The sequence below is a fragment of the Planktothrix serta PCC 8927 genome (genome assembly GCF_900010725.2).
GTDB lineage: Bacteria > Cyanobacteriota > Cyanobacteriia > Cyanobacteriales > Microcoleaceae > Planktothrix > Planktothrix serta.
Genome location: NZ_LR734832.1, coordinates 235,211 through 258,747 on the forward strand (window position 1 = coordinate 235,211; position 23,537 = coordinate 258,747).

Sequence of the window (23,537 nt, forward strand, 5' to 3'; positions counted from 1 at the left end):
TCAACAGTCAACTTTTCACGGATTACTGTTTACTGATAATGTACACTGTCCTTTTTGTTTACCAACGGGGGTAAAGTTAGGAATCATACGGCTATTAACATCCTCTTCCCGCAACCAACCCACATCTCCCGTTTCTAGGGGTGGGATGTTCGTAAGATCCAAAGGTTCTGACGGGTTGGAAGGTAAAGCTGTTGAATCAGGCTCAGGGGACTCCCCATTCGCCGCTTGTTCATCTGGGGGAGTCGGGGTGGGAGTCGAGCAAATTTTGACTTCAACCCAGTTTCCCGCTTTAGGAGTAGACTGTTTTTCCTGAATCTGAAATACCGTTCCCAGTGGGACAGTTCCCTTGATGGGGATTTTCCCAAATTCTTTGAAGAGAATAATCGGTGTTGAATTGACCGAAGGGGTTCCCAGTTGAATTAAGGATTGTAACTTTAAGGTACTGGTGGGGGAAGGGATTGGCGTTGGCGTTGGCGTTGACGTGGGAGAAGGGGAAGGGCTATTGGTGGATGTGGCTATTGGTTGTGCTTCCGGCTTTTTGTTAAACAAACCTAACCCATAGAGCAAAGCTCCTGAAATTCCTAATAAAACAGCAATTCCCAAGGATAAAAACCAAATCTTCTTAACGGCGGGTTTGACAGGTCGAGGGCGAGCAATTTCCGTTTCCATTGATGAATCTTCAGCATCATTTGTATCTGAAGAATCATCTCCTAACTCATCTTTCAATGGGATTATGGGAGCAACAGAGACTTCTTTTGGAGTATCGGCATCCTCCTTGGGAGTAACTTCAATATACAATAAAGCAATCGTGACATTATCATGACCATTCTGAGTATTAGCAATCTCAATTAGACGATCACGAACCGTTGCTAAATCCACTTCTCGATGCAGTACGGGTAAAATTTCCGTTTCCCAATATTGTTCAACCCGATCGCGATCGCTTAACCCATCAGAACATAATAAAAATACACAATCTTCATCCAGGGGAAAACGCTGTACCGTCGGATGCAGCGTTACCGATGAAGTAATCCCTAACGCTTGAATTAACGCCCCAGAAGCGCCCTGTTGTAACGCATCTCGATAGAGAGCGCAACCTAAACGCACCTGTCGAGAAGCGACATCATCATCCACCGTCACTTGATGACAACCACTGGAACTAATCCAATAGGCGCGACTATCTCCTAAATGAGTTAAATAAATTTCATGAACATGAGCCAACGCCATCACCAGCGTTGTTCCCATGCGTTCCCGACCTTGACGATTTTCATCATCATTGCGTTGACAAATCACATCATTAGCGATGCAAGTTGCCCGTTTTAATTTGGGGACTAAAGATAAAGGGTCCCAATTGGCTTGATGCAGGGGCATTTGTTCCACCTGCTGACGTAAAACCTCAATCGCCATCGAAGATGCCACTTCTCCGCCTTCCTGTCCGCCAATGCCATCACAGACAACAGCCAGCGCGGGTTCTGTTAGGGGAACTCGTATCGGTGGTGTTCCATTGGGATAACAAGCATCTTCATTATGGGAACGAGTCGGGCCAGCATCCGTACCCGTGGCAATCTCAATCCGACGACTATAAACTCGCCCACAAATGGAGAGGGCTTGATCCAATTGTTGGATCAGTTGGGTTGAGGTGCGTAACTCTCCGGCGGTCATTTGATGAGTCAGTTGTCGGAGGAATTTTTGAATTCGAGGGTGTGCGGTCGGAACCCACTGCTGCCAAAAATAACCCAACTGCGCCAGAGAAATATTGTGTCCATCTAAGTTGAGTTGCAACAAGCGCACAAACGGCCCCTGAACCCGCAACAAATCCGCATCAAGCAAACTCGAAGCGACAGCTTGACGGCTAAAGGGTTGCCAAAGTTGAGCCATTTGCCAAAGCCAATTGAGTTGACGCATCGCACTCGCATCAGACCACAAGGCTGTTAACGTGGGCATCAAGGTTTCGCCATGCGGCGCAATTGGCCCTTTTTCTAACAGGATAATGGATTTATTCTTCGCCCCTTTAACCGGGGAGACAACTCCATACACCTGCGGAATATGCAACCGATAAGAAAATAATTTGAGATAGGGGGCAATTTGATCAGAAATCTCGCTTGGTATTTCCGGCAGCAGTTCGGGTCGAGTATCAACCACAATTTTGCTGCTTTTGAGCAGGTAGCGATCTGCGATCAGCGTTCCCGAAGGCAAAGCTTCGATCCCTTCACCTACAGCCCACAGATAGTGTTTTGCCACAGCATTTTGCATTTGGGTTCCTCACGCCTCTGTTGCCACTCAACGGTAATCATTTAAAATTAGGAGGGTCTACCTCGATGAGGTTGGCTTTTGATCAACACGCTCTTAAGCGGGTCTTGATTCTGAATCATCATCTTTCTAAGCTACAACACCGATTGAGTTTCCTGTTATAGATTATTATCCAACAGATTCAGGGTTCCTCTATACCCCATCGGCACGAGGTGACAACAGAGAATTACAACAGATGTCCAATAGATGCCCCATTCTAAGAATTATCACTCACTCTAAAAAATTAGCACCGATTGGCAATCAACATCATGTAATCTGAACTATTGTAGCGTTTGAGCATCACCATCGGGTTGACTGTTTATCGAGAATTTGGGTCTAAAACCCCGTGCTTTGAGCATCGGCTTTGGATTAAGATAGAGAGGGTTGAAATCCCCAAGGTGGGCGGTTGTTTTGAGTATTGCTCGAAAGAGATCCGGTGCTTAAAGGTCAGTCGCTGAATTAAGAATCTCCGCGCGTAAACGCGCCGAGAGTGTCAAATTAAGTGTTCCTCTGTCCGGTAAGGATGCTCACCTCATGAGTAATTCTCCACCTAATCCGTCCGATGACCCTGAATTGTTACCTTATTTGGAGATTAATGAACGGCTGACTCAACTCAAACAGTCTCACGGTCACTACTACCAAATGATTAATTTAGAGGTTTGGGCATTAATTGAAACGATGGATCAGTTTTTTCCGGGTTCTTGGAATCGGTTTATGACGAACCGCCAACTTTCAATGAAACAATTTTTACAACGTCAGCGATCGAAAAAACAACCTCCTACACCCACTCCTAAACCAGATGTTTCGATATTTGATCCCGATCATCCGGTTTAGTATTGACTGTTGGTGAACAAGGACACCCGACTTAACAGGCAAGATGCCTGTTCCACGGCTTAACTACTGACTCTCGGTAATCCCATGCTATAGTTCACAGCCCGACAGTTAAGGTTATAGCTAATTTCACCTGCTTGGATCAGCGATCGCACCAAATGCTCTAAATCTGATCCAATCCGACGTAAATTATATTCGGTGAGGTCTTCGCCATTAAAGACTTCGACTAATTCGTCAAATTTACGATAGATTTGTTGCAAAGCTTGATCATTCCAGTTAAATTCATTGTCGGGATCAATATCCAAGGTGAGGACTTGTTCGCTGTCCACTAACTCTTCATTCTGAATTTCCGCCGTATAAATATGGATATGGCGAGTGGTCGATTTCAACAGCATAAGCGGTTTAACTGAATAGTTTTTATCTGGATTGTTTTTTATTTTGACATTACTCTAGGAAATAATGACTAATTTTTGGGATCAAATTTTTAACTTGGCATCAACAACCGCTAACGACGTTGGACAACAGTTAATCCTCGATTTTGGCACTGTCCAAGCCTCGGAAAAAGCCGATGGCAGTTTAGTCACTCGTTTTGACCAATGGGCCGATCAAGAAATTCGCACGCGCATCGCCACAACTTTTCCTGAGCATGGGGTGATCAGTGAAGAAGCGGAACACATTTTTCCTCATACAGACTGGTGCTGGGTGATTGATCCTTTAAACCAAACCTTTCACGGGTTATGGAACTCAATCCTATCCTACATTAGTTGTCAGTCAAGCTGAATTATTATCAGTATTTCAACCCTTTATTAATGATTTTATCAATAATATTAGTGCCTACTTTTGGAACTAAATGAACGTCAGCTTCCGATATATATCTTTGGATAGATTATTTACCCCTAATTTTGTAGCAATATCGGGGGTATGAATTGTATAGAAACATCTTAAAAACAAGTATAGCAATCCGTTTATGATTTGTTTAAATCGAGGAATGCGATCGCTTAGAGCGAGTATGAAACGGCGAGGTTTTGGTTCTGTAATTGCCTTAAGTTTACTTTTATCCCGAACCTTCTAAACCCAATCAACAATCATGAAAACTTATTTGAGCCTAGTTTGGGATTCACTGCGTTCTAGCTTTTGGTTTGTACCTACAGTAATGGTAAGTCTGGTAATTACGTTAGCTTTCACAACAATTACATTAGATGAATTAGAGGTAATTGTGATTGATCGATTTAGTTGGACTTACACTCGTGGGCCAGAGGGAGCTAGAGCAATTCTGTCTACCATAGCTAGTTCTATGATGACTGTCGCGGTTACAACTTTCTCAATTACAATTGTCGCATTACAGCTGGCTTCATCTCAATTTGGCCCCCGTTTGTTGCGTAACTTTATGCGGGATATCGGCAATCAAGTGGTTCTGGGTACGTTTATTTCTACGTTTATTTATTGCTTATTAATCTTACGAACCATTAGAACCCAAGAAGATAGTGAATTTGTACCCCATTTATCAGTTACCTGTAGTGTTTTATTAGCCCTTGCTAGTATTGCTGTTCTGATTTATTTTATTGATCATGTTGCTAATTCGATTCAAGCCGAAAACGTGATTACTGACGTTACTCAAGACTTAAATTCTGCGATTGAACGGTTATTTCCTGAAAAAATAGGGGAAGGTGAATCCGTCCATCATCCCCCCGTTACCCAAAGCATATTAGATGATTTTCATGCCCATTCTTGCTCAATTAAATCCTTAAAAAGTGGTTATATTCAAGCCATTAATCAACATCGTTTAATTCAGCTTGCAAAAGATAACGATCTTCTGATCTCGATCAAGTTTCACCCTGGGGAATTTATCGTACAAAATAGCGATTTACTCTGGGTTTTCCCTGACTACAGAATGACACCAGAACTTGCTAAAAACATTCATAAAACTATTGTTTTTGGCTATCAACGCACTCAACAACAGGATATCAAATTTTGTATCAATCAATTAGTAGAAATTGCGCTCAGAGCGTTATCTCCGGGGATTAATGATCCATTTACAGCCATTCGTTGTATTGATCAATTAAGTGCAGCCTTGTGTCATTTAGCTCAGAAAAAGATTCCCTCACCTTATCGTTACGATGATGATAATAAATTACGAGTTATTGCGAGTCCCGTTACCTTTTCAGAAGCAGTCGATTCAGTTTTTAACCCAATTCGCCAGTATAGTCAATCGATGGTAGGAGTGACCATTCGGTTATTACAAGCGATTGCTATTATTGCCAGTCATGTTCAAAACCAAAGTCAAAAAGACCTACTATTACACCATGCTGAAATGATTAAACAAGGAAGTCGGGAAGCTTTATCTGAAGAAAGCGATCGCCAGGATATCCAAAAGTATTATTTTAATATTTTAGAGAAGTTATAGTCAGTCTAAATCTATTGTACAACTGCTGTGACATCTAATTAATTGATTGTAGGGGCAAGGATAAGGATACCTCGCCCTTAACTTGAAAGCTTCAAGCACCGATAATTCCTGTTAACTGTAACAGATAAATAATGGCAAATCCCGCAAAAAATAGACCTGCGATTATAGTAGCACCCAAGCTTAATTTTGAGGGACGTAATTCTTGAGGTAATTTGCGATGATTGAGGTATAATGTTAATCCAGTTACAATCGGAATGTGAGCCGCTTCAATCCCTCCCGCTAACTGAAGTAATCCGATAGGTTTTCCAAAAATTAAATAAATGGCGATGGGTAAAATGGCAAGCAATACAATAATGTAGGTTTTGCGTAAAAATCTTTCGTTTGTCCAGCGCTCGGATTGTACATTAAACCCGCTTAAAAGAATATTCGTTCCATCCGCAAACATTCTGCCAAAACCATCTTGAACGGAAACAGTTGTGCTACAAAATGTTATAAAAACGATCACCACCATAAACCAAAATCCAAAAGAACCCCACAAATCACCGAGTAAATTCCCTAAGACTTCAGCAACTTGATTTTCTTGAGGAACTAACCCTTGGGGATAAAGTAATTCTCCTCCTAAAATCAGGAATGATAAAGCGGCTAATAATGCCCCAACCACTGCTAAAGTATTCGATAACGTCATTAATCGATTCCAACCTTGCAGGTGTTTCATTTCTTCCGGGGTAATTTGTTTGGGATTCACCTCTTGTTTGAGTCCGGCGGCTCCATATCCTCTGGCTTCTACCCAATAGGAATACCACATTAATCCGGCGGCTCCCGCTAACATAAACCCCAACCAAGGAAGAATTTCTTCATACTGTACATTGTTGGGAATTTGGGGGACTAAACCCGCCGATAATTTTCTTAAATTGGGAAACACAAAAATAGCAGCCGCAACAACAGCAATCGTGCGGGTTATTCCCACATAAGAGGAAATTTTTTCGACGTTTTCATACTGTCCTAAAAACACAATAGCCGCCGTTACCGCAATAATAATCGGTGTCCAAAGTTGAACACTTCCTCCGGTTACGAGAATTAACGCTGTTGCTGCTGCTCCGGTTAATCCGGCTACGGTTGCAATCGCAACCACCACTTGCGGCACTAAAATGATCCAAATTGCCCAATTTTTAGGGCCAGGAAGGGTTTTAAATCCTTCCAAAATGGTTGCGCCTGTACAAACCGAAAAACGTCCGACTTCTCGATTAATAAACCATTTGAGAACCACCGCCGCCAACAAAGCCCATAACAGCGTATAGCCATAAAGTGCCGCAATTCGAGGTGTAAATAATAATTCTCCCGACCCGGCGGCTGAAAGCATCCACAAAAAACTCGGCCCTAACCACTTTAAAGATTCCCAACCTTGGGGTGCTTGGGGAACTTGTTGGTTGTTTTGTTGGTTTTGGGGTTTGGCGGTTTGTGTTGACATAATTCAATCATTTTTAGTGCTTTCAGTTCTCAGCCTTATTGACTATTCTCTGGAGAGTTCAGTACGCTGACATCAATCAAAGGGGTGACATTAAACCCTTGTTGAACTAAACGATTTTGAATGCTTTGGGTGAGGCGTTGACGAATTTCTTGATCCGATGCGGTGACACCCGATTGACGTTGCACATAAACGACCCCCAGTAAGGTGTTTTGATTGTTAATACTCGGACGAGTAAAACGTACATTGGCTTCAATTAATTCTGCGAGTTGACTCTCACTCACCGCTTTTTGAATTTGGGCTGTTGCCCGTTGAGAACGGCTAGACCGTTGCAATGCGGGAGAACTCGATAATTGCCAAGTTAATAAACTAATGAGCCCTACAAGGGTAACGATCAAGGAAGTGGGAAATAACCATTTTTGACCCCGTTGGTAACGCACCCCGTCAGAAGATAAACCATAGATTCTGAAAATAATTGAGGCGGATAAATTAATTCCAACCAGTTGCAGCAGCAGCAAAAATATTCCGTTAATACTCATATCCCATCGACCAATAGCCCCTGCCATTCCGACTAATCCGGCCGGAGGTGCTAAGGATGCAGCGACTAACATTCCGGTTGCCGCACCGGAGACTAAACTACTTCTTTCCGATTGCATTAAATTGACTGCACCTGCGATTCCAGCCGCAATAGGAATCAGCACACTCACGGTGGAAATCTGGCTATTTTCGACCATTAAGCTGGTCGGAATTTGTTGCTGAAAAATCAAACTCAGGAAAGCCGCGACTAAAATTGTCACCAGTAAGGCAACAAAATAACGCAATAAAGACCGCTTGAGTAATATTTTGTCTCCTTTAGCCGTTGCGATCGCCACATTCATCGCTGGCCCTGCGAAGGGGGCGATTAACATAGCAGCCGTGAGCAGATAAATCCTATTGGTATATAAACCAATCCACACCACCACACCCGCCGTTGCTGCATAGCCTAAAAAGCCCCGCCAGGAGCCAATACTTTGTAAACCTCCAATAAAGACCTCAATGGGACTACGTTCCTGTACGTCGGTGACTTGTTGGGCCGTTTCGGAAGCAGGAGGTTTCAGGGCTATCACCCCATGGGGAAACATCGTGATGTGTAAGTTGTCGATTGCTTCTAACTGGTCGAGTAGTTTTCCTACTTTTTGATTAGAAACATGAATGATCACAACATCAATGGGTTGCTCATCGCTATAAGCTTCAAATTGAACTAAATTTGTACCTTTGCTATCTTGAGCAATATCGAGAACAGTTTTACCCCACCCACGGGGAACTTGTACAAGTAATTGGCGCATATTGTCTAATGATCCTTTGTCTTGATCTCATCAATCTCAAAGGAATTAGTTCTCTAGCTAGAGGAAGATTTAATGGCTTTCGCGTTAACTCAAGGTTATTGTAAACGAGTTGTGAGTAGGAACTCATGCACAGGATATCAAGATCCCAATAAGATTGAGAATCCCACGACTTTAATGTAGTGAAATGGTAAAAGTATCAAATTAGTTTAGGAAATCATGAGTAATTTTTGGAATCAAATTTTGAATTTTGCCACAACAACGGCTAAGGATGTTGGACAACAGTTAATCCTCGATTTCGGCACAGTCCAAGCCTCGGAAAAAGCCGATGGTAGTTTAGTCACCCGGTCTGACCAATGGGCCGATCAAGAAATTCGTGCTCGCATTGCGACAACATTTCCTGATCATGGGATGATCACTGAAGAAGCGGAACATATTTTTCCGAATACGGACTGGTGTTGGGTGATTGATCCTTTAGATGGGACAACTAATTTCGCCAGAGGTATTCCCATTTGGGGGATTTCTTTAGGATTACTTTATCAAGGAACTCCCGTATTTGGTTTGATTCATTTACCTCCTTTAAACCAAACCTTTCACGGGTTTTGGTTCGGCTCATCGGGGTTAACTGGCTCAGAAGGAGCTTTTTTAAATAATCAACCTATTCACGCCAGTTCTGATGCGTTAAGTTCTAATCACTTTTTTAACCTCTGTTCTCGAAGTATTGCGATCGCTCCCCAAATTCCTTGTAAAATTCGGATGTTAGGCATGGCGGCTTATAATTTCCTCACCGTCGCCGTCGGGGCAACATTAGGAGGCGTTGAAGCCACTCCTAAAATATGGGATATCGCCGGAAGTTGGGTAATTGTTAAAGCGGCGGGCGCGGTTTGGTGTCCCCTCTCTGCTGAACCTTTCCCCTTAGAAATAGGTCGAGATTATGCAACTCAATCCTATCCTACATTAGTCGTGAGTCAACCCGAATTAGTATCAGTATTTCAACCCTTTATTAAAACATAAAAGTAGGGTGCGTAAGCGATCGCGCACGCACCTTATAGAAACCGGATTTCTCAGGTTTAGTAAAATTTACACCTTCACCCCATTAGCTTAATTTTCAAATAATCGTCTTCTATTTTCGTTATCCCTAAAAATCTATCAACTGAGACTTTTTTCCTGGCAATTGGCAGAGTCAAGAAAAGATTTTTATTCCTTAACCTCCGTGATCGTACACTTTAAAAGATCTATCTAGCCATATAATCCGAAAAATTGCTTCATCCCGATAACCAACCATTGGTTTTAAACCACTAAATCGGAATGCGATCAGCTTGACATCTTCTGTAATATGTTTGGGAATAGAAACACCAAAACTGTTACGATCAATGATTTCATACCCAAGTCCATGACGAGGTGCACGACGAAGTTCCCTCCAAGATAACTGACTGAGTTTGTACAATGTAGATACCAAAGCTGCTTTTTCATCTTGATCACAACTATCTAAGCCGTGTGTTTTATCAAGATATCGAAAACAGAAAACAGGAGGTTCTAAATCGTAATTTTGGGTACTTGGCAAAGGTGGAGGTGGAGCAATGCGTTTTCCTTTTTTAGGGTCTTTACCCTTCATCTTTGCCATGACTACTTCAGCAGTTGAGTCTCAAAATATGCCTTCATCAAATCAAGGGATATCTCTGCATTAAGATCAGTTTCTTTATAGGGGGGTTCTTGATGAGTAAAACGCTTAAGTATTGGAGCCGTGTATTGTCCATAGACTTCATAAACTTCATCTAATAATTCTTGTGTTTCTTGACTATATTGATCTATATTAAAATCGTCAGGTTGTGGAAGAGGATTTGATCCATATTGCTTGTATATTCGGTAAACATCAGGCACAACAGGCCCATATTGCCAAGCTTCTATTTTTTCAGTAAATAGGCGTTTCCCAAATAGAGCTAAATGAAAACCTTGAGCATAGTAAAGCAATTTCTGAAGTCTTAGATTAGTCATTAAATCTTCTTCTTCAGGAGAAGCCAGGGTAATCAAGTATTTAGCTATATCTAAAGCATTAGACCCTTCAGTTTCAGACAATCCTTTTCTAGCATCTAGTTCAGGATCTTCGTCAACAATCACGTTAGAAGGAGATGGGCGATTAGAGGGTTTATAAGTTTCGGTTAACAATGAGCGATTAGAGGGTTTATAAGTTTCGGTTAACGATGGGAGATTAGATGGTTTGTAAGGTTCGGCTGACCATGAGCGATTAGATAGTTTGTAAGGTTCGGTTAATGATAGCGGATTAGATTGTCTGTGAGGTTTAACAATCGGTTCGGTTAACTCTGGTTTTTCTTCCTCTAGGTGTTCTGGAAATTCAGAAATCATAAGCTAGTTCTAATATTTAATTTGTTAAAATTGTAGTTTAATCTTAGGATACCATGTTTTTTATTATAACTCATTCTGATCATTAATGAAGTCATCTTGACGACCGCAACACGTCGCGCTAATTCCTGTAAAAACACCTCATTCGCTTAAATTTACAAAACTTTATTTCTAATTGAATAATGTTTTTGGCAAAGGTAAGTAGGTGGTCATAAATAAACGTTAAACCTGAAAACGTGAATTCTTTCTACAGAGAGACTTATAGCGTTTTACATTTTACGCTTAATTACGCCTACCTACTTATTGTCTAAGAAACCGGGTTTCTAAAATTTACACCTTCACCCCATTAGCAAACTTAATTTTCAAATAATCATCTTCCATTTTTGCCCCGGAAGGTTGCAACATCGCTAAAGCTTGGGGTAACACTAAATTGCGGCGATGATTACCAATTCTAATATTGAGTTCATCTCCGGTTTTATTGAGTTGAATTTGTTCTTTTGGAATTCCAGGTAAATACAATTCCAACGTATATTCATTTTTATCTTCCACCACCCGAACTGTATTTTCCTTATAGTAAACTTGACTAGGATCTTCATCTCCATATAACGTTTCTTTCAACCGTTCTAAAGCTTCAAGCCCACATAATTCCTCAGAAAATAACGGTACTTCCTTAACAGGTAAGGGCGAGAAATTATCATGAATTTCTTGACGATATTGTTGTTGACTTTCTTTCCATTTTTTGAAAAAAGGATCAGTCACTTCTTCAGGAATAATCCGATTTGCAATCACTAAATCCGTAGAAACATTATACAAACTTAAATAAGCATGGGCGCGTAAAGATTCCTTAATTACCATTTTTTCAGGGTTCGTAACTAAACGCACCGAGGTTTGCGTATTATCCGTTAACACTTTTTCTAAGGCTTCAATTTTTTCATAAAAGTCATAGGGCGCGTCCATCACTTCTTTATCGGGTAAAGAAAACCCCGTCAAAGGTTTAAAAATCGGTTCAAACAAAGGACGCAAGGCTACCGACATCCCTTGTAACGGTTTATAAAATTTTCTCATATACCAACCGCCCACTTCCGGTAAACTTAATAGTCTCAACGCGGTTCCCGTTGGGGCAGAATCAATAATTAAAACATCAAAATCTCCCTCATCATAATGGCGCTTCATCCGCACCAAACCAAAAATTTCGTCCATTCCCGGTAAAATCGCCAATTCTTCCGCCTGGACTCCATCAAGTCCTCGCGCCTGTAACACCTGACTAATATAGCGTTTCACCGCTCCCCAGTTGCCTTCGAGTTCCATCAGGGCGTCCAATTCCGCACCCCAAAGGTTAGGGCGGACGAGACGGGGTTCGTGTCCCAAGGGCATATCAAAGCTGTCGGCGAGGGAGTGAGCGGGGTCGGTACTCAAGACTAGGGTTTTATGCCCCAACTCCGCACAGCGTAGCCCTGTTGCAGCCGCAACGGAGGTTTTACCCACGCCACCTTTACCCGTCATTAAAATTACGCGCATACGGTTTTAAACTTAAAATTAGTTTACATTCTTTAACTTTAGCGGGTTTTCATCAAGAATAACTGTTTCACCACGTCCAAGCGGGAACAGTCCCAATAGTCGATATGGCTTTCAATCAAGTTATGGGCGTTTAATTTGAGTTCACTCCGTCCAGGGATAGAAATTCTGGGTTTCCAGGGGAGGGGTGTTGTCCAACTCAGTGTCCAACGGGTTTCAATTAAATTATCAATTTGAGTAATATTATGTAAATCCAGTTGAATCTCTAAAAACCAAGTTTTCATAAATCCAATCATTTTTTGATAGCGTTTTAACCCGTTAAATTGATTCATCGGGTCTTTAAAATAAACGTTATCAGCATAAATATCATAGCTTTGATTATCAGGAAATTGTTGATAATCTTGTTTAATAATCTCAATAATATTCATAATCGTAGGGTGTGTAAGCGCAGCGCACGCACCATTTATACAGTTTCCTATCAAACGGCGGACGCTGACTCTAATATAGGTTTGTGCGATCAAAAATCACTATATTTTATTATAACCCAAAACCGATTAATTTATGCCAATTCCTCGTTTCTAGGTTCTACCTAGAAATACTAAAACGGTGGCTCTGCCACTCGTCAATAATAGAGGCGGAGCCTCAATCATAGCATTCCCAGGCTGGAGCCTGGGAACGAGGGAATAAATTGAAATAACCGTAGGGTGCGTAAGCGCAAGCGCACGCACCATCTATATTCGCAATTAATAGTGCTTTTGCCTGGTTTTCACATATTGCGCCACCACCGGATTTAAAGTAAAAAAAGTTATTTTTTCCCGCTCTTGTGTCTCCAATAAAAATCGCATACACAGAGATTTTATCACATTAATTAAGTCGGAATTAGATAATTTTATTTTGTTTAATATTTCTGATAGGAGAACCCCTTCTGTTTCTTGGGCAAGCTGAGTAATTACCGCAATTTCTTCCTCTGTTAATCTTCCCAATAGTTGCTCTAAACGCGATTGTAATGATTCATCTAAAACGGGCATATCATATTGTAAAAAATCAGCGACTTTACAGCTAAATAATTCTCGAATCAGGGCAGCAGTTATATTTAACCAGAGGGGGTTGCCTTGATAGATATTAATTAGGGTTTCCCAGGTTTCGGATTCTAATAATTGATATGAGCTTAAAATCTCTTTCGCGCCTAGACCTAAACTCCCTAAAACTAAAGAATGAATAGGGGAATTTGATTTTTCTAATTCGGCAATTTCCCTGAGTTTTTCTGAACTAACTAATAGAAAACAACTATTATGATTAACTTCGGTGATTTGTTTAAAAAATAACTGATAATCTTCATAACCTGATTTATAGTGTCCAGCAAGTTGATTACTGCTAAAAAGTGCCTGCACGTCATCGAGAATAATTAGACATCGGTATTTTCGCAGATAATCGAGAGTTTGGGAAATTTGGGTTTCGATATTTTGGGGTATTTCTGATAATTCGGAGAAAATTTTTAGGATTTTGGAAAGATATTGTTCTAAGGTTGGAGAAAAGCGCAGACTTCGATAGATAATGTAATCAAATTGGGTTTTGATTGGGTCAATTAGGCAAAGGGCAAGGGTGGTTTTGCCAATACCACTGATTCCTAGAAGTGCGATTAAGCGTGTACGATCTTGTGTTATCCAATTTTCGAGAGTGGAGAGTTCAGAAGTGCGATCGAAAAAGCTGAATATTTCGGGTGCGTCGCCTAAGTCTATGTAGGGTTGTTTAGGAGTTTGTTGGTAGTTTTGGGGAGATGTGGGCGATTGCTCTTCAGATGTAAAAATGTTAATATTATTGAATGTTGAATTATTTTGACAAACTCCTGAAACGATAAATTTATTATTGTTTTTTAAATTTTTAAATATAGAGCTAAAATTAGATTTGGTAACTTTTTGACCTAATGCTGATGACAGAAGATGCCATAATTCATGTCCGACGTTTTTGACATGACTTTCACTAAAACCATTATTCTTAGCAATTTCTAGGTAAGTTTGACCTTGGACAGTGCCTTTTAATACAGTTTTTTGCAAACGATCTAAATGTTTTCCGGTTTTTGAAAATACTATATCCTCTGCCAGTTCTAAGATTTCCGCAATATCCATACACCTAATAAATACTAGATTTAAACATATTATACCATACTTTTCATACTTTCGTACTTTGACTGGGTGACGAAATTCCGTACTTTTCATACGGCAAAGTAGCGATCACTTGCTTTAGGATAGGAGTGTTTACTGCTATACGGGCGCTATGGTCATGCCTCAAGCAAACCAAATGAACATTAAAAGATTAAATTTGAAATAGTCAAGGATAAAAAGGGAGTTTGTGGACAGATGTTGAGGTTATTATTGCAATAGGGAAATATCCTTAATGAGAATATTATGAATATTAATTTCCGACAATATCGTGAACAACAGGGTATGAGCCAAGAAGAAGTTGCTAGTCGGCTCAGAATTTCTGTTGATAATGTTAGGCTGGGCGAGAAGTTTCCGGCAAAAGTTTCAATGGGGCTGGCCATGAAATGGTTACAAGTTTTAGGGGTTGATCTCGCAACCGCGATGTCAGAAGAAACGCCACCACTCCAAGGAATTGAACCTGGTTTTCCTTATGCTGAACTTTATCGGAGGCTAAATTTACTCAATCAATACATCAATGAAACTCCACCTTTGGATGAATTTGAATTTCCAACGAATCCGAAGCTACCTCTACCTGATGATGTTTTAACACAAATTCAGGACTATTATCAAAAACCTAATGTTGTTTTAACAGGAGGATTTGACACAGGAAAATCCCATCTAGCAAATAGTATTTTAGGCAGTAAAAATTTGCCTGAAAGCTATCAGCCTGCTACAAAACTGATTACAATAATTCGTCATCTTGGGAATCGTCCCCATTGGTTTAATTCCGATGTTTGGATTATTGATGAGGATTTTTGGCTAGATAAATATGGTAAACATACAATTGATTTAAAACTCTTAGACAATCGCAAACATTGTGAAAAGCATCGTTTGTATTCTGGCTCCTTCGATATTCTCGAAAAATATGGTGTGCACAAATATGATAATAATAAAACCGAGATCGCAGGTCATACAGCGATCGTTTATCTTGACTCGCCATTACTAAAAGCTTGCAACTTGATCGATCTCCCAGGTTATTCTGATCAACCTGATGAAATTTCAAAAGATGTTGACAAAGCTAATAGCGCAACTCAAATTGCAGATATCTTGATCTATACTTCGCTTGCAAAAGGTCACATTAATGGTCAAGATATGCCCCGACTTACAAATTTACTGCGTTTATTACCTACTCCAGAAAATGAATCTCAAAATTTTCCGACTCTAGGTAATCTGTTTATTGTGGCGACACACGCCGATCCAAGTATTTCTAATACTGATCTTCCTAATATTCTAAATAATGCCTCCGCCAGACTTTATAATCACCTCAATGAAACCGCAATACAGAAGCGCAGGGAGGCAACAAATCGGGAGATTACCCTGGATGATGTGCGAAAGCAATTTTTTACCTTCTGGACAGAAAGACCTGATCGCTGTCAACGTTTATTTGATGAGTTAACTAAACTACTTGCTGAGTATTATCCTGAATCAATCCAGTGTCAAGTTGATCGAGAAATTAATGCCATCAAAAATGATAATCAAAAACAATGTGCTGAACAAATTGAGCAATATCAGCAAACTCTTGCCAATATAGAAGAGTCTCGAAACGTCCTTAAAGAAGCCGAGGCTAATGAACCTGCCCGTCAAAAAGATATGCAGCAAAAGCGCAATTATGTTAGAAAACGCATCAAGGAGTTAGGAGAAGATACCGAAAAATCATTTCAGAAGTATGCAGAATCAATAATCAATGTAAATTCTATTGAGCAAACTATCCGCAAGAAATATAACAACAAGAAGGAAGCGCAAGAATATGTTGCTGGTTATCTGGTAGATCTGTTACAAAGTAATTTGGAAACTTTGATCAGCACCAATTCAGAAAAATTAAAAGCTGAAATAGATGATTATTTAGAAGGATACCCAGAGCTTAAACTTACCACAAAAGATGGGATAAAAGTCTCTATTCCCTTCGATACAAAAGGAGCTTTTTTAGGTGGAATAGCCGGATTAGGTGCTTATGGTGCTTTAGCAGCTTGGGCAGCAGGTCTTGGCAACCTTGGTGGCTATATTTTGGTAGCAAAATTAGTCAGTCTTTTGTCAGCACTTGGTATTAGTATTGGTGGCGGAACCGCAGCAGTAATTTCCTTTATTGCTGTCATCGGTGGCCCGATCGTTCTAGGAATCGCTTTAGCTGCTGGACTGGCTTCCTTAATATTTGGCTTATTTGGAGAAGCTTGGCAAAGTCGTTTAGCAAAACAAATTGTTAAATACTTTGAAGAACAGGATATTTGTGGAAAGTTACTAACAGGAAACAAACAGTATTGGCAAGATACAGCTACAGCTTTTGAAAAAGGTGCTGAAGCAGTAGAAACTGCCTGGAAAGACTATCTTGAGAATCAGCGCGAACTCGTTTCTCCTGAAACTCAGTCAAGAGAGCGTATTGAGGAAATTATTAAAAAACTGGAGGTACTGAGAGATTTTTTCGCCGACATTCCCTGGACAATACAGGGAGAATGTTAGTTAAAAATACAAGGCGTTCTCGTCACAAAAAACAACCAAAATAACAATTGATGAGGTATTAGATATTAGCGATCGCACATTTCTATCTTCTCCAAAATGCAATCGCACTCTTATTTTCCCAAAATCGCACCTTACCTTTTTTCACGCTTTTGGGCATCGCACCTTGCTATCCAGCGAGCAGAGCTATAATAACAAAAACCATCTGAAGTGCGATCTCGCTTCAGATGGTTTATCGACATCGACGCTTATTAGAAGCGGATAATCTCGATCGTGCATCGCGATCTCTGAAAACAAACATCAAATTCTCGAAAGAAGTTCGTTTGCCCAAGAATTAAGGGCATCTGAGAGGATTGTGCCCAGGCAAATGCTAGACGAACTGGTTCCAGATTCCCAATTTGAACATACACAAATACACCCCGCGCCTCAACCCTTGCAAGATTTCCAGTCAATGGCAAGCGGACAGTTTGTTCCTCCCAAATTGCACCCAATTGCAGCCCTATGTCATAAGGTAATAGGTTGACCGCAGACCCAGTATCTAGCAGTGCATTCGCGGAGACAGAAAAGCCTGCATGACTCAGAGTGATGGGAATCGTGGGTAATGCTTCATCGTCAGAAAAGGGAAACTCGATTGTACTAGGCATGAGTAGATGCCTCTTGGTCATCCCGAATCATCTGCATCAGAATGTTTGCAGCTTCCGTTGCGTCGTAGGGCGACCAAACCGGATACTCTGATGCAGAAAAAATAACTTGTAGTTCAGCCTTTGGGATTTGCACAGCTAGGAGTTTGAAGAGAGATAATTTGTCTGACTGGCTCAGATTGTTCACCAAAGGAATTAACTCAGCGAGAGACATGGTTTAAACTCCCAGACTTATGGTAATACATTTATCATAAGCGATTGAGCCTCTAGTGCAGCTTGGCAGAAATAACCCACCACTTGAAAAAAGGCAAAAAGCTGAATATACCAGGTTTCTTCCCTTCTGCCTTCTGCTGTCTGCCTTCTGCCTTATTGCACTAGGAGAGTAGCGATGTACAAAGACCCAATTTTGGAACAGATCCACAAGTACAGAGAAGAAGGCGATCGCACCAAGCGTCTTTTTTCCCGCTTCTGGGCGATCGCCTTTATCTTCCCCAAAAATGCGATCGCCTTTCTTTCCCCTTCTAAAAATACTTCCTCAAATTCTCAAATTCTCCAACACTAAAACCGTTAACTCCGGTAAAGAAGGCAACCGGGCATCATTTGTCAAAAAAAATGAAGCACCCTCACAGATAGCTGTAGCCATTTGAATAGCATCGGGCGATCGCAAATTATAAGTTGCTCTCAGTTGTGCTGCTTTTTCAGCAATATCTGGAGTTAATTCAACCACAGTTAAACTTTCTTGATTGAGCAATATTTCACGATATTTTTGAGCCAAAATAGTGTTTTTCTGTCGCAGGGGATGAACTAGCACTTCTACGAGTGTTAGTGTTGATGTCACCAGCCTAAAATCACCGAGATCGAACGATTTAAAGAAAAGTCTCATCATCTCTAAATAGTTTGGATTTTTCTCCATAAAGTAAATCAAAGGCGCGGTGTCTAATCCCACAACTTTTCCTTGTAACTGAGCTATCCATTCCATGAATTTCGTTCGTGATTCACATATTCTTGAGCATCAATTCCATGCCAAATTTCCTCACCCAATCCTTCTAATTCTAAAATACTCCGTTTAGGTTTAGGCTGAAATCGGTGACGAACATATACTAATAATTCAGAGATAAGTCGCAGTTGCTCATCTGGTGAAAGTCTCAGAACCTGAGTCAATACCGCACTGTAAGTAGACATTATGCTTGATGTTGAGATTTTTGGGTTGATTGTTATTATAGCAATTTAGGATAGAGGGAAAAGCGATCGCCCTTAATTTTCCGATCGGGCGATCGCACATTTCTATCTTCTCCAAAATGTGATCGCCCTTTCCAACACCAAATTAATTAACTCCCTATGCAAGCGGTTTTCTAAACCGATATCCATCAGCTTCTACAACCACAAATGCCCCTTTTAGTTCTACTTCAGAATAATTTTCTATAACTCTTGCGAGTTCGTTATGAACTCCATTCACCGTTTTAGGTAAAACTCGAAGGTAAATCACACCTGTTGCGATCGCCCTCACAAAAACAAGATTTCCGTAATCTCTGTCTCGCGTAACCAGGATGCGATTTTCTGCTTGCGCTACTCTGAGTATTTCTTCATCACTTGCTTGCGCTAGACCCATTTGAGCGACAACAATTACATCATGTCCTGCATCAATCAAAAATTTTGTGGTGACAGCGTATACATCTTGGTCTATCAGAAACTTCATAATTTAAGCTAATGCCAAATGCACATCTTCAGCCGCCACCAGTGCGATCGCATACTGTAGACACGCTCTAATATCCTCTACTTGCAAATCGGGATAGTAGTCTCGGATAATTTCTGCAAAAGAAAGTCCTTCATTTAGCAATTCGAGAACACTCTGAATAGTGATGCGGGTACCTGCTATGCAAGGCTTACCGAAGTGGATTTGAGGGTTGACCGATATCCTGTCCATGTTGACTACAGAGTTATATGTCTTTTTTATTTTAACTCATTAGATTGGCGATCGCAACTTGTCTTTTTCAACTTCAATTTCATCAAATATAGACTGAACTTCTGACCCATCATTAAAGTAGTAAATCAAGATGTTGGTATCGAGAAGATATTTATTAATCATCCCATTCTTCTCGAATTTGCAACTGGAATTCCAAAGCATCGACACGATACGGCAAAAAACCGCGCCATCTCTTTAAATTTTTTCCGGGTAATCTTTCACGGCTACCCTGAGTTTGGGTTGTTACCCGATCGCGCATCAATGCTAACAATACTTCTAAAAGTTGTTGTTGCTCGTCAGGAGTGAGATTTTGAGCCTGACTCAGTACCTCGCTATAAGTAGACATTATGCTTGATGTTGAGATTTTTGGGTTGATTGTTATTATAGCAATTTAGGATAGAGGGAAATGCGATCGCACTTCATTTTCAAAAATGCGATCGCCCTTCTCTTCAATACACTTTACTGAAAAGGAAAAGCAATCAGGTTAAGTTACTTACCAATTAACATTGACTGGATATTGGGCAACAATTGGATCGCCGCTAACTAAGGCAGCATTTTCTACATTCGCTTGTGCAACCAACAAACGATCAAAAGGATCTTTATGAATAAGTGGCAAACTATCCAATGCTAAAACATGATCCAGGTTCACAGGTAGCACTTCTATTTGATTAATTTTTTGCTGACTTTCAATAATTTCTAGTAAAGCTCGATTTAGTGTTAGTTTACCTACCTGTAACTTAATTTGTATCTCCCAAATACTGACCACACTAAGTAACAAAATACTTGATCTGTCTTGCAACAGTGCCAAAGCTGTTTGTGATAGTTTATTGGGCTGACTATCCCACCAAATAAAAGTATGAGTATCAAATAATAATTTCATCCACCTGTTGTCCAAAATTCTTCGGGTAATGGTGCATCAAAATCATTACTTGTCCATATTTCTCCCTGGTGTAGTCCGGCTATTCGAGGTACATTTTGTTGAGAAATAGGAACTAGACGAGCCAACGGGTTATTACCATCTGTCAGTAAAATCTCTGTCCCTTCATCAACCAGGTGTAATAATTCTTGTACACTCATTTGTGCTACACTGATATCTACTATTTTTTGAACTGTGGTCATATTAAGTTACCCTATTATTACTATTATAGCCCTTTCTAAATAGATTCTTGATTAAGATTTTTGGGCTGACTGTTATTATAGCAATTTAGGATGGAGAGAAGCAAAGACTGCGATTGAGTTAGGGTTAGTTGGGGTTGTTGGGTGACTTGTACCGATTGAGGACTGTTGTGGACAGATGTTGATGTTATTATTTTAATAGGTAAATGTCCTAGATCAGAATATTATCAGGTGTTGGATATTAGCGATCGCACATTCTTAATTGACTTTGTTTTAATAATTTGGCGATCGCTTCTACTAATTTATCCGGTTCAACAGGTTTAGATAAGTGCATTTGAAATCCAGCAGCCAGGGCTTTTTTGTGATTTGTTTCTCCGGCATAAGCAGTTAAGGCGATCGCGGGAATTTTTCCTCCTTTTTCTAAAGGTTTGCTTCTAATTTCACTCATCAACATATAACCATTCACCTCTGGCATTCCAATATCACAAATGATCACATCGGGTAAGGATTCATTTAATAATAATAAAGTCTCTTGAGCCGAAGCCGCTAACTGCACACAAGCCCCCGCTTCTTCTAACGAAAATGCCACTAACTCCCGCATATCTGCTTCATCATCAATCGCTAGAATTTTAATCCCCGTTAAATCAATCACATCTATGATCAATTCCCCATCAAAATCCGTCTCCTCCCCATCCATCATTAAAGGTAATCTCACCGTAAACGTCGCTCCCTGTCCTTCCCCTAGACTTTCAGCCCAAACCATTCCCCCATGTAACTCTGTTAAATACCGAACAATCGCTAACCCCAGTCCCAACCCCCCAAACTGCCGAGTGGTGGTACTATCGGCTTGCCGAAAATACTCAAAAACATGGGGTAGAAAATCCAATGGAATTCCTTGACCCGTATCCTGAACCCTGACTTGACCCTGGTTATTCACCGTTTCTAAATAGATGTCCACCCGGCCCCCTGGCTCGGTGAATTTGACCGCATTGGAAACCAGATTCCAAATAATTTGTTGTAAACGGCCTAAATCCCCTAAAACTGGGCGGACATTGGGTTCTAGGTGTGTATAAAGCCCAATTTCTTTGGCATCTGCGGCTAATTGTACCGTCTCCAAGGCTGCATGAATCGCATTTTCCAAATGCACCGGAAACGTGCTTAACGCCAACTTTCCGCGCAAAATCCGAGAAACATCTAACAAATCCTCAATTAGTTGCGCCTGTAACTTAGCATTGCGTTCAATAATTTCTAACGCCCGATGGGTTGTTTCCTCATTCATCTTACCCGCCCGCAATAAACTTGCCCATCCTAAAATCGGATTTAAAGGCGATCGCAACTCATGGGACAAAACCGCCAAAAACTCATCCTTAATCCGATTTGCTGCCTCTGCTTCTTCCCGTGCGGTTCGTTCCCGTTTTAGCAGTTCTTCCCGTTCAATTTCAGTTTGTTTGAGTTCGGTCAAATCTAAGACAAAGCAAAGACAAGTCAGGGGATTTTCTTCTAATAAAGTTGCCCCTAGTAAAATTGGAATCCGACTTCCCGACGAGTGAATATATTCCTTTTCAAAGGGTGTACATTTTCCGGTATTGCGGAGATCTTCTATTCCTTGTTCATCAAGATCAAGATATTCAGCCGGAGTTAAATTCAGCCAACTAATTTCACCCGCAATCAATTGTTCACGGGTATAACCGACCATCTGTAAAAACATATCATTGGCTTCCACAATTTTGTCTAAAGTGCAAACAATCACCCCAATAATATTGGCATCAACTAAACGGTTAAACTTGGCTTCACTCAATCTTAGAGCATCTTCTAAGCGTTTCGCTTCTGTAATATCCTGAAAAATAGCAACAACCGCCACAATCTCGCCGTGTTGATCTCGAATAGGGGCAGAATTGACGGAAATCAAGACTTCGCTCCCATCAGTCCGTTCTAACCGGATTTCCTCGGCGGTAACAATTTCTCCGGTGGAAAGCGATCGCATTAAGGGCCATTCCTCCGGTGCGTAGCGTTGACCATTGGCACGAAAACCCTCGAAATCTACGATTTGATCATATTCTTCAAGTTTCGATTCTGTCTCGTAGGAATAGCCAATAATTTGACTTACCTGTTTATTTGCTAACACCAGTTGACCGGATTTTCCATCGGCTAGTAATACCCCCGCAGGCATTTGTTGCAATACGGCTTCAAGTCGGGAGCGTTCGGTTTCTAATTGTTGTAAAAGGTCTTTTCGTTCTGTATCTTCCTGAGAAGGTATATTAACAAGTTCTAAAGTCGTTTCCGTCACCGTTGTAAAAATACCGCCAATACTTCCGGTTTCTGTCCAAATTGGACTATAGATAAAGGAGAAATAACGGGTTTTAACATCCCCATTCCGTTCAATTTGTAGCGGTTGGTTGAGGATTTGGGTGGTTTCTCCCGTTGTTAATACGGTCTGAAGACAGGGGTTAATACAGTTGCACAATTCTCCCTCCATTTCAGACGCAGGTTGTCCTAAACTCCGTTTCGGCTCAACAATCCCCAATAATAGACGGTAAGCATCGTTATACAGTTGAACCCAATTCTCACCCCAAAACACAATCATGGGCAAGGGAGATGTCAGGCTAATATTTAAAGCGGTGCGTAAACTCTGCGGCCAAGTCGAGATACTGCCCAGAGAGGTTACGTTCCAATCAATAGCAGATAATAGCTTACCGATTTCACCACCTTTCGCCAAGATATCTTCAAATTGAGATATCTTTCCCCCTTGATTCACGATTGTTACTCCTGTAGTTTTGGGTTTCCGGTGTTGGGTGTTAGGTTTGGGGTTTTGATTATAAGTTGTAGTCGTAGGGGCGGGTTGATTAAGGATGGGGTTGGTTCAGCAGAAACTCATAGAACTTCCCTGTATCAGTTAATAGTTGAATAATTAATATATCACAATTCTCCTATTATATCATTAACTTTTTTTGTAGCGCGGTTTACAATCAAACCGTAATTGA

At 40.7% G+C, this 23,537-nt stretch carries 26 protein-coding genes; 6 read left to right on the forward strand and 20 right to left on the reverse strand.

The features are described from left to right. Window positions 1–15 precede the first annotated feature (15 nt). The gene (locus tag PL8927_RS03645; RefSeq protein ID WP_083617705.1) at window positions 16–2,250 is read right to left on the reverse strand and encodes a PP2C family protein-serine/threonine phosphatase; all 2,235 of its coding nucleotides are present in this window, start codon (window positions 2,248–2,250) and stop codon (window positions 16–18) included. Between the two features lie 570 nt (window positions 2,251–2,820). Here PL8927_RS03645 and PL8927_RS03650 point away from each other — a divergent pair. Then, a complete protein-coding gene (locus PL8927_RS03650) occupies window positions 2,821–3,120 on the forward strand; it encodes a hypothetical protein (RefSeq protein WP_083617707.1) in 300 nt (99 codons plus the stop codon). A 59-nt stretch (window positions 3,121–3,179) separates the two neighbouring features. Here PL8927_RS03650 and ndhM read toward each other — a convergent pair whose 3' ends face one another. After that, window positions 3,180–3,512 carry an NAD(P)H-quinone oxidoreductase subunit M gene (gene ndhM / locus PL8927_RS03655; RefSeq protein ID WP_083617709.1) on the reverse strand — a complete coding sequence of 111 codons (333 nt, stop codon included), beginning with the start codon at window positions 3,510–3,512 and terminating at the stop codon, window positions 3,180–3,182. Between the two features lie 64 nt (window positions 3,513–3,576). Here ndhM and PL8927_RS03660 point away from each other — a divergent pair, with 64 nt between their 5' ends. Both PL8927_RS03660 and PL8927_RS03665 read left to right on the forward strand, forming a co-directional pair. Next, the gene (locus PL8927_RS03660) at window positions 3,577–3,897 is read left to right on the forward strand and encodes an inositol monophosphatase family protein (RefSeq protein ID WP_083617712.1); all 321 of its coding nucleotides are present in this window, start codon (window positions 3,577–3,579) and stop codon (window positions 3,895–3,897) included. A gap of 307 nt (window positions 3,898–4,204) precedes the next feature. Continuing rightward, on the forward strand, window positions 4,205–5,521 hold the full coding sequence (locus tag PL8927_RS03665) for a DUF2254 domain-containing protein (RefSeq protein WP_083617714.1): 1,317 nt from the start codon (window positions 4,205–4,207) through the stop codon (window positions 5,519–5,521). A 91-nt stretch (window positions 5,522–5,612) separates the two neighbouring features. Here the strand turns inward: PL8927_RS03665 and PL8927_RS03670 are convergent, their stop codons facing one another. Next, window positions 5,613–6,989: an Nramp family divalent metal transporter gene (locus tag PL8927_RS03670; protein ID WP_083617715.1), complete on the reverse strand. Its 1,377-nt coding sequence runs from the start codon at window positions 6,987–6,989 to the stop codon at window positions 5,613–5,615. Window positions 6,990–7,024: 35 nt separating this feature from the next. Beyond that, window positions 7,025–8,311 carry a DUF389 domain-containing protein gene (locus tag PL8927_RS03675; protein WP_083617717.1) on the reverse strand — a complete coding sequence of 429 codons (1,287 nt, stop codon included), beginning with the start codon at window positions 8,309–8,311 and terminating at the stop codon, window positions 7,025–7,027. 216 nt (window positions 8,312–8,527) lie between these two features. Between PL8927_RS03675 and PL8927_RS03680 the strand changes: the two genes are divergently transcribed. Then, window positions 8,528–9,322 (forward strand): inositol monophosphatase family protein, encoded by a 795-nt coding sequence (locus PL8927_RS03680; protein WP_083617719.1) that lies wholly within the window; start codon window positions 8,528–8,530, stop codon window positions 9,320–9,322. A gap of 190 nt (window positions 9,323–9,512) precedes the next feature. Here the strand turns inward: PL8927_RS03680 and PL8927_RS27915 are convergent, their stop codons facing one another. The 5 genes from PL8927_RS27915 to PL8927_RS03705 form a co-directional block, all read right to left on the reverse strand. Beyond that, on the reverse strand, window positions 9,513–9,932 hold the full coding sequence (locus tag PL8927_RS27915) for a hypothetical protein (protein ID WP_083617721.1): 420 nt from the start codon (window positions 9,930–9,932) through the stop codon (window positions 9,513–9,515). A gap of 2 nt (window positions 9,933–9,934) precedes the next feature. Further along, on the reverse strand, window positions 9,935–10,672 hold the full coding sequence (locus tag PL8927_RS28355) for a Panacea domain-containing protein (RefSeq protein ID WP_231505900.1): 738 nt from the start codon (window positions 10,670–10,672) through the stop codon (window positions 9,935–9,937). Window positions 10,673–10,999: 327 nt separating this feature from the next. Continuing rightward, complete coding sequence (locus PL8927_RS03695) at window positions 11,000–12,187, reverse strand: TRC40/GET3/ArsA family transport-energizing ATPase (RefSeq protein ID WP_083617722.1); 1,188 nt, start codon at window positions 12,185–12,187, stop codon at window positions 11,000–11,002. A 38-nt stretch (window positions 12,188–12,225) separates the two neighbouring features. Then, window positions 12,226–12,612 carry a DUF2358 domain-containing protein gene (locus PL8927_RS03700; RefSeq protein ID WP_083617724.1) on the reverse strand — a complete coding sequence of 129 codons (387 nt, stop codon included), beginning with the start codon at window positions 12,610–12,612 and terminating at the stop codon, window positions 12,226–12,228. A 315-nt stretch (window positions 12,613–12,927) separates the two neighbouring features. Next, window positions 12,928–14,310, reverse strand: coding sequence for an ATP-binding protein (locus tag PL8927_RS03705; protein WP_083617726.1), 1,383 nt, complete (start codon window positions 14,308–14,310; stop codon window positions 12,928–12,930). Between the two features lie 279 nt (window positions 14,311–14,589). Here PL8927_RS03705 and PL8927_RS03710 point away from each other — a divergent pair, with 279 nt between their 5' ends. Next, window positions 14,590–16,839, forward strand: a complete 2,250-nt coding sequence (locus PL8927_RS03710; RefSeq protein WP_083617729.1) for a dynamin family protein — start codon at window positions 14,590–14,592, stop codon at window positions 16,837–16,839. A gap of 248 nt (window positions 16,840–17,087) precedes the next feature. Here the strand turns inward: PL8927_RS03710 and PL8927_RS03715 are convergent, their stop codons facing one another. Together PL8927_RS03715 and PL8927_RS03720 are read right to left on the reverse strand one after the other, a co-directional pair. Further along, complete coding sequence (locus PL8927_RS03715) at window positions 17,088–17,480, reverse strand: pepsin/retropepsin-like aspartic protease family protein (protein ID WP_083617731.1); 393 nt, start codon at window positions 17,478–17,480, stop codon at window positions 17,088–17,090. Next, window positions 17,473–17,691, reverse strand: coding sequence for a hypothetical protein (locus PL8927_RS03720; protein WP_027255377.1), 219 nt, complete (start codon window positions 17,689–17,691; stop codon window positions 17,473–17,475). The genes PL8927_RS03715 and PL8927_RS03720 overlap by 8 nt, the downstream gene beginning before the upstream one ends. A 174-nt stretch (window positions 17,692–17,865) precedes the next feature. Between PL8927_RS03720 and PL8927_RS03725 the strand changes: the two genes are divergently transcribed. Further along, window positions 17,866–18,039: a hypothetical protein gene (locus PL8927_RS03725; protein WP_156093085.1), complete on the forward strand. Its 174-nt coding sequence runs from the start codon at window positions 17,866–17,868 to the stop codon at window positions 18,037–18,039. On the opposite strand, the gene PL8927_RS03730 is transcribed toward PL8927_RS03725, so the two are convergent. The 9 genes from PL8927_RS03730 to PL8927_RS03770 form a co-directional block, all read right to left on the reverse strand. Next, on the reverse strand, window positions 18,013–18,456 hold the full coding sequence (locus PL8927_RS03730; RefSeq protein WP_083617733.1) for a type II toxin-antitoxin system VapC family toxin: 444 nt from the start codon (window positions 18,454–18,456) through the stop codon (window positions 18,013–18,015). The two genes, PL8927_RS03725 and PL8927_RS03730, sit on opposite strands and share 27 nt — an antisense overlap. Next, a complete protein-coding gene (locus PL8927_RS03735; protein ID WP_026788659.1) occupies window positions 18,444–18,659 on the reverse strand; it encodes a hypothetical protein in 216 nt (71 codons plus the stop codon). The genes PL8927_RS03730 and PL8927_RS03735 overlap by 13 nt, the downstream gene beginning before the upstream one ends. A 154-nt stretch (window positions 18,660–18,813) precedes the next feature. Continuing rightward, window positions 18,814–19,173, reverse strand: coding sequence for a DUF5615 family PIN-like protein (locus PL8927_RS03740; RefSeq protein ID WP_083617734.1), 360 nt, complete (start codon window positions 19,171–19,173; stop codon window positions 18,814–18,816). A 3-nt stretch (window positions 19,174–19,176) separates the two neighbouring features. Next, the gene (locus PL8927_RS03745; protein WP_026797007.1) at window positions 19,177–19,401 is read right to left on the reverse strand and encodes a DUF433 domain-containing protein; all 225 of its coding nucleotides are present in this window, start codon (window positions 19,399–19,401) and stop codon (window positions 19,177–19,179) included. Between the two features lie 39 nt (window positions 19,402–19,440). Beyond that, window positions 19,441–19,563, reverse strand: a complete 123-nt coding sequence (locus PL8927_RS28790) for a PIN domain-containing protein (protein WP_269322003.1) — start codon at window positions 19,561–19,563, stop codon at window positions 19,441–19,443. Beyond that, window positions 19,556–19,786: a hypothetical protein gene (locus tag PL8927_RS03755; RefSeq protein ID WP_083617736.1), complete on the reverse strand. Its 231-nt coding sequence runs from the start codon at window positions 19,784–19,786 to the stop codon at window positions 19,556–19,558. Before PL8927_RS03755 ends, PL8927_RS28790 begins: the two co-directional genes overlap by 8 nt. Before the next feature lie 147 nt (window positions 19,787–19,933). Then, window positions 19,934–20,320 carry a type II toxin-antitoxin system VapC family toxin gene (locus PL8927_RS03760; protein ID WP_083617738.1) on the reverse strand — a complete coding sequence of 129 codons (387 nt, stop codon included), beginning with the start codon at window positions 20,318–20,320 and terminating at the stop codon, window positions 19,934–19,936. Beyond that, window positions 20,317–20,559 (reverse strand): type II toxin-antitoxin system Phd/YefM family antitoxin, encoded by a 243-nt coding sequence (locus tag PL8927_RS03765; RefSeq protein ID WP_083617740.1) that lies wholly within the window; start codon window positions 20,557–20,559, stop codon window positions 20,317–20,319. The genes PL8927_RS03760 and PL8927_RS03765 overlap by 4 nt, the downstream gene beginning before the upstream one ends. Before the next feature lie 238 nt (window positions 20,560–20,797). After that, window positions 20,798–23,311 (reverse strand): PAS domain-containing hybrid sensor histidine kinase/response regulator, encoded by a 2,514-nt coding sequence (locus PL8927_RS03770; RefSeq protein ID WP_083617742.1) that lies wholly within the window; start codon window positions 23,309–23,311, stop codon window positions 20,798–20,800. Window positions 23,312–23,537 lie beyond the last annotated feature (226 nt).